Origin of the sequence: Micromonospora haikouensis, assembly GCF_900091595.1 — a bacterium.
Lineage (GTDB): Bacteria > Actinomycetota > Actinomycetes > Mycobacteriales > Micromonosporaceae > Micromonospora > Micromonospora haikouensis.
Genome location: NZ_FMCW01000075.1, coordinates 1 through 4,853, shown reverse-complemented (window position 1 = coordinate 4,853; position 4,853 = coordinate 1). Strand labels below are relative to the sequence as shown.

The 4,853-nt window shown below is 65.9% G+C and carries 5 protein-coding genes and 1 pseudogene; 2 read left to right on the top strand and 4 right to left on the bottom strand.

Going from position 1 to position 4,853, the window contains the following annotated elements:
* Together GA0070558_RS34000 and GA0070558_RS33760 are read right to left on the bottom strand one after the other, a co-directional pair.
* Nucleotides 1–194 (bottom strand): annotated as a pseudogene (locus tag GA0070558_RS34000) (IS5/IS1182 family transposase); the annotation flags it as partial.
* Nucleotides 195–292: 98 nt separating this feature from the next.
* On the bottom strand, nt 293–454 hold the full coding sequence (locus tag GA0070558_RS33760) for a hypothetical protein (protein ID WP_176734486.1): 162 nt from the start codon (nt 452–454) through the stop codon (nt 293–295).
* Nucleotides 455–727: 273 nt separating this feature from the next.
* Here GA0070558_RS33760 and GA0070558_RS33185 point away from each other — a divergent pair, with 273 nt between their 5' ends.
* Together GA0070558_RS33185 and GA0070558_RS32385 are read left to right on the top strand one after the other, a co-directional pair.
* Complete coding sequence (locus tag GA0070558_RS33185; RefSeq protein ID WP_141722429.1) at nt 728–1,357, top strand: hypothetical protein; 630 nt, start codon at nt 728–730, stop codon at nt 1,355–1,357.
* A gap of 262 nt (nt 1,358–1,619) precedes the next feature.
* Complete coding sequence (locus tag GA0070558_RS32385) at nt 1,620–2,198, top strand: hypothetical protein (protein ID WP_141722428.1); 579 nt, start codon at nt 1,620–1,622, stop codon at nt 2,196–2,198.
* A gap of 286 nt (nt 2,199–2,484) precedes the next feature.
* Here the strand turns inward: GA0070558_RS32385 and GA0070558_RS32380 are convergent, their stop codons facing one another.
* Nucleotides 2,485–2,781, bottom strand: a complete 297-nt coding sequence (locus GA0070558_RS32380; RefSeq protein WP_091287306.1) for a hypothetical protein — start codon at nt 2,779–2,781, stop codon at nt 2,485–2,487.
* 336 nt (nt 2,782–3,117) lie between these two features.
* Nucleotides 3,118–4,329 carry a helix-turn-helix domain-containing protein gene (locus tag GA0070558_RS32370; RefSeq protein WP_091287301.1) on the bottom strand — a complete coding sequence of 404 codons (1,212 nt, stop codon included), beginning with the start codon at nt 4,327–4,329 and terminating at the stop codon, nt 3,118–3,120.
* Between the last annotated feature and the right edge of the window lie 524 nt (nt 4,330–4,853).

The following is a 4,853-nucleotide window of genomic DNA, read 5'->3' as shown; positions in this document are numbered from 1 at the left end:
CCGAACCCGGCCCCGAGGGTGGTCTTGTCCTCACCCTTGCGGAACCACACCAACACCAGAAGCGCCTGGCAGAAGCACGTCAACGCCCTCGCACGGCGGCGAGTGCCCACCGCCCGACGTTCGGCGTGCAGAAGCCGCGCCACGTGTCGCACCAGTTCCCTGGGGACGTCGAGCCTGGCAGAATAGGTGATCACGTGGGGCCCTCTCGGAGACCGATTCCGTCGCAAGAACCTGTCTACCGATGGCTCCACGTCCATATCCAGCGCCGTCCGGTATGGACGTTAAGCCCGTGTCATCCCACTCGGCCGCCGAACCTTGCTGAGATCACCTCACTGCTCAGGAGCGGGTTCGGGGCGACGCCCGGGAAGTCGGGCCCGACGCCGAGCGATTCCCGACTCAGGTCGGGCCTGAGCTGCGCCATCAGGTCATTGAGCTTCTTCTTCGAACCGAACATCCTGGCCCCTCCCTCACACCGGTGCCGGAATCTCGGCCTTGACGCTTCGTCCGCACCGCGACTGTAAGTCACGGTCATTCTCGACCACCGCCGCAACGCCTCCGCCGATTCACCGGTGCTGACCGTTACTTTGGGCACGCACCGGGCACGCCGGTCCGCCCGACTGGCAAGAATCGCCCGCCCAGCAACGCACCAGGCCCCCTACCCAAATCTGCGCAAACAACATCTCATCGGATGATACGGGCATTCGACGCCTTACACAAGAATCCAAGAATGATCACCGATGACTACCCCGAGTTAATCAAAGTCAGCCTTGGAGCAGCCATTGCAGGCGTTTCCGACTCCTCACAAGCTACTTACGTAGCGCTGGCCGATACCGCCGAGTCATCGAACAGACGCGGTGGTCGACTGGTTGACCCCGTCAGCATCGTTGCTGACCAGGTCTACAGTCCGGCCATGCATCGCCGACGGCCAAACCGAACCCTTCTGCGGGCGTTCTCGACATTCGGTCTGGTGTTCGCGACAGTGTGTGTGGCGCTAGCAGCATGGTCAATCGCAGACGAGCATCGGGGATCAGGGGCAGTCGCTGAGGTGCTGGACGTCGAACAGCGCGGAGCGAAGACTTTCCTGACAGTCCAGTTCAGCACGAATCATGGCGAGGTGTGTCAATCGCGCCTGCGCGTCGCAACCAGCGCGAACCGAGCCGTGAGTGCCGGCCAGCGCATTCGAGTCCACCATGCCAAGAGCGACCCATGCCTCAGGGTGCGGGAGGATGGCGATCAGTCTGGATGGTTGATCATCCTGGTCGCGGTGGCACTTCTGATCGTGTTCGGCATCATGACCTACGTTGCTTGGCGTCGGCCCCGCCCACCGCTCCCACTCCGATACTCGGGCATGCCCTGATGAGACGGACGAGGTCGGCCCGCGCAAGTGAGCTGGGGTGGCTGACAAGGGGAAGGTCGAGCGGGTTGGCTTGGATCAGGGCTTTCCCTCGGTGGGTCCGTGCCTGTTGTTGTCTAGGCTGACAGCGATGGTGGAACCTGGGGGCAGAACCGCGTTGGGGCGGTTATTGACGCATCGATGGCCGGAGGTTGCCGCGGCAGCGGGTTCCCTGCGGCCACAACTCGATGCTGTGCTGACCGGCGGCCCCGCCAACCCTTCGTTGGTGCGAGAACTGGCACCGAGGCTTGGCTTGCACGTGGCGGATCTGTTCGTGGTCGCCGGACTCGATCTGCCGCAAGACCTGACGCCTGCCAGCACCAAGCCTTGGCATGTCGGGACGGTGCTGGAGTTGGCTGCCAAGTTGGCACCGCAGTCACTGCGGCGGTTGCACGAGTTCGTCCGGTCGCTACCCGAACATCCACCAGCGTGGCCGCCAGAGCCGCGCTACAGCTCCCCGCCGGGGCCTGGCGAGATGATGTTGCTGCTACTGCGGAACCGCAATATCCGGCCGTACAGCCCGAAGGTGTTGTACCTCATCGGTGACGGGCCAATGGTGTCGAGCTCCACCGTGGCGATGCTCGGACCTGGTCGCACGAAGCTGACGCCGCAGTACGTGACCGCGTTCGCCACCGTCTTGGGCTTTCCCGCCGACGACTTGGCCGCCGTGGCTGGAATTGCCGCGGCCGCCGATCCACGTCTGCACCGCAGCCACGTCGAACTTGCCGGGTTGGCATGGGATGCCCGCCGCTTGACCGGCGACCAACTGTCCGAGGTGCTCAACCTGGCCAGACGGTTGCGGTAGCTGAGTTCACAGCAACCTGCCGCCATCCGAACATGGGTAAGGACCTTGATGCTCACCGGCGCGGTCGCCATCCCAGGCCAGCCCCATCGGACACCGTCACCGGATGGCAACGCTTCGCTGCTTTCCCGCTGCCTCCCGACCAACATTGATCGACAGAACGAGTCAAGGCCCCTCGATTGAGGAGCCTTGAGCTTGCCGTATTCAGTGTGGGCGATACTGGGATCGAACCAGTGACCTCTTCGGTGTGAACTCACGGCAGGCCGGTCTGATCGGGTGTCGTACGAGGTCATCCGGGCTGGTGACGCTCGTTCCGGTCCGGCGCGGGTGGCACGGTTGCTGTACTTCGCTGCTGTACTTCCGGCGGCTGTCTCGTCCAGCCGATGAAGCGGCGGTGCAGGGTGCCGGCGGGTGCCCAGGGCATGTCCTCGGCGGCCTGAATGAGGTAGGCCCCGAGGTAGAGGGCCAGCGACACCGGCGCGTCCGCGTACTCCGCGCGCAGTTCCCGCCGCCGCGTCGGGCACGGCCACGGGAGGTCACAGCCGCCGCAGCTCCAGATCGGCATCACCGGACCGTGGCTGGTCATCGCTGGTCCTCCGTCTGCGGCCAGTGTCCTCGGTTGATCGGTATCCGGTGTCGGGCTCGGCACGGCAGGTCGGCTCCGCAGTTGCAGATACGTCGCCAGTGCTGCCAGGACCACACCGGCCGATGCCGCCGGGCGAAGGTCAACGCGGTGGCGGAGACGTATTCGTCGTATGAGACGCGCCGCACGTACCCTCCCTCGTCGCTCATGAGGGCGGCTCGGTCGCCCTCTGGCTGAGGGACACGGCGGCCGGGCGTGACTCGCACCGACCACCGCATCCCGTGAGCGGAAAGCTACGGTCGGTGGCCGGGCGGGATGGGTAAGGTTCCTACCCCTGGTTCAGGAGACGAGTCCGACCTTCGTCGCCAGGTCACGGGCGGCATCCCGGGTGGAACGCGGACCGTCGAGCAGGTCCATGGTGATCTGGCGGGCGTACCCGTTGAACCGGATCGTCTCCGGAGCCGACTCGTACGCCTGCCGCAGCGTCGCCACGGTCGCTTCCTTGTCGTCCTTGCCGTAGTACGCCCGCGCAACCTCGATCAGATGGCGTGCCCGACGCGGCCTCGACGGAATCGCCGCCGCATCATGACGACGGGCCTGCCGCACCGCCTCGCCCGACTGCTGCAACTCCACCGCCACCGTCACCGCATGAGCACCCATGACGACCCGCGAGAACGACGTCTGCGCCTGGTAGAAGCCCTCCGGCAGGCGCTGCGCCACCTGGTCCGCGCGGTCCCAGTACCGCCAGGCACGACCTTCCTCACCAGCACGAGCAGACGTGTACGCGGCCTCGAAGTTCAGCGCACCCCACAACGCCAACAGATTCGCGCTCCCGTCAGCCGCCCGCGACTCCAACGCCGACAACACCTCCAGCGTCACCCTCATCGCGGTGTCCCAGTCACCGGCCTCCCGATGCACCTGACACAGGAACCACCCCGCACGAGCGATCGCCTCCGGATCACCGGACTCCTGCGCCGCCACCATCGCCCGATCCGTCACCCGCCACAACAACTCGGCCGCAGGCTGATAGGCGACGAACATCTGTGCCAGCCCGAGCGTCTCCGCCCACAGGGCCTGCGCCTCCCGCCGCTGGTCACCCTCGTACGCCAACACGGCCCGGTGCCCGTCGCGCAGCAACCCCGGCAACAGCCCGCCCAGCACCGTACGGTGATCCGCCGCCTGATGACGCGCCCGCCACCCCGCCACAAGCCGCTCCCGCAGACCCGACAACGACACCGGCGGAGTGTCACCGGGCAGCGCGACATGATTCAGGGCAGCCCGGACCGACACCAACGCAGGATGCTCCGGCCCGTTGACCACAGCAGACCGATCACCCAACTCCGCCGCCAACGCCGACACGTCGATCTTCAAGGCTCGCGCGATCCGATCCAGCATGTGAATGCGCGGCGGCAGAATCCGATCCGTCTCCACCGCCTTGACCCACTCGGCGCTGCGACCCACCAACCCGCCCAACACCGTCCGAGACTTCCCGGACCGCTCCCGATAGACCTTCAACCGCTGCCCGAACGTCAACTCCGGCAAGGAATCCACCCGGAACCCCCTCGCATAGCGCAGGACGCACCAGCGACCCAACGGCCGCCGCCACCGCCAACGCTACCGACCAGCCCAACGCCTCATAACCCTTACACACCGGCGACTCGCCCACGCCGGGATGGCATCCGGACCCCTCGCTTGTAAGTTCTGGGCGCTTCGTCCGGGCACGTCCGCGCACGTCCCTGACGTCGGGCGCTGATCCGTAGCCCTCCGTGCCTGGCGCTCTGCGTTCGGCCCTGTTGCTGTCACCGTTGCTGTCGACAGCAACAGGGCCACCGGCTCGCCCCTTCGGGCGACTCCTTGACCCAGGCAGTCAACACAGCCGCCTGACCTGCTCCCCCGCGACAAGTGAGCTGTAAGAACGGTCCCCCTGTTTCCACACCCGTCCGCTGAAGCCCTTCCCCGTCGTCACTCGGCTAATCACTCAGCCTCGATCCACCGACGCGGTTCGTGATGATCGCGGTTGAATAGCTCTGATATCGGGTGTTTTTGGGGGTACGACGGAATCGCCGATTACGTGA

What these genes read in the sequence shown, in the direction of transcription:
- GA0070558_RS33185 (WP_141722429.1), top strand. Translation starts at nt 728, where the DNA reads ATGATCACCGATGACTACCCCGAGTTAATCAAAGTCAGCCTTGGAGCA.
- GA0070558_RS32380 (WP_091287306.1), bottom strand. Translation starts at nt 2,781, where the DNA reads ATGACCAGCCACGGTCCGGTGATGCCGATCTGGAGCTGCGGCGGCTGT.
- GA0070558_RS33760 (WP_176734486.1), bottom strand. Translation starts at nt 454, where the DNA reads ATGTTCGGTTCGAAGAAGAAGCTCAATGACCTGATGGCGCAGCTCAGG.